This is a genomic window from Acinetobacter stercoris (genome assembly GCF_900323515.1).
Classification (GTDB): domain Bacteria; phylum Pseudomonadota; class Gammaproteobacteria; order Pseudomonadales; family Moraxellaceae; genus Acinetobacter; species Acinetobacter stercoris.
Genome location: NZ_OOGT01000428.1, coordinates 1 through 866, shown reverse-complemented (window position 1 = coordinate 866; position 866 = coordinate 1). Strand labels below are relative to the sequence as shown.

The 866-nt window shown below is 52.1% G+C and carries 1 protein-coding gene; it reads right to left on the bottom strand.

Annotation, left to right across the window (positions count from 1 at the left end; all coding sequences use genetic code 11):
• A partial coding sequence (locus tag KPC_RS20055) for a hypothetical protein (RefSeq protein ID WP_456049187.1) occupies window positions 1-615 on the bottom strand: 615 nt, incomplete at its 3' end.
• Window positions 616-866: the final 251 nt, after the last annotated feature.

The following is an 866-nucleotide window of genomic DNA, read 5'->3' as shown; positions in this document are numbered from 1 at the left end:
GGTGATACNTGGGCCACCTGTGATGCTTAAGCCATTACTGTCAATAAAGGTATTGCCCGTGCTGATGCTGGTCAGGCCTGTCAGGGTTTTATTCAGGCTCACTGCGATCTGGCCCTGACTTGCCGTTGTCGTGATGTTCCCATCCCCAAGCACTGACAATGTCGAGCCAAGTTTATTCACCGAGCTACCACTATCCCCTGTAAAGGTCAGCGGTGTGGTCACTGCGGTCGTTAANCTATTGATTGCATCACCAACATTGTGAACCGTCGTTGTCGCACCGGCTTCATTCGGATTAGTGGTCACACTGTAGTTCGGTGCACTGATCTCACCTGTTGTCGCATCGTAGCTTGCACCACCACCCAATGCCGCAGCCGTACTGCTTCCCAACCCGTCCGATTTGCTGTCCTGTGCTGTTAATGCTGTATCCAGCTGGCCTTTGTTAATCGCATCACTGGCTGCTGTACCTGCTGCAACATTACTGATCTTTTTACCCGCTGCATCAATGCCTGCCGTGGTGATACCTGGGCCACCTGTGATGCTTAAGCCATTACTGTCAATAAAGGTATTGCCCGTGCTGATGCTGGTCAGGCCTGTCANGGTTTTATTCAGGCTCACTGCGATCTGGCCCTGACTTGCCGTTGTCGTGATGTTCCCATCCCCAAGCACTGACAATGTCGAGCCAAGTNTATTCACCGAGCTNCCACTATCCCCTGTAAAGGTCAGCGGTGTAGTCACCGCAGTCGTTAAGCTAGTGATTGCATCGCCGACATTGTGAACCGTCGTTGTCGCACCGGCTTCATTCGGATTAGTGGTTACGCTGTAGTTTGGTGCACTGATCTCACCCGTTGTCACATCGTAGCTTGCTC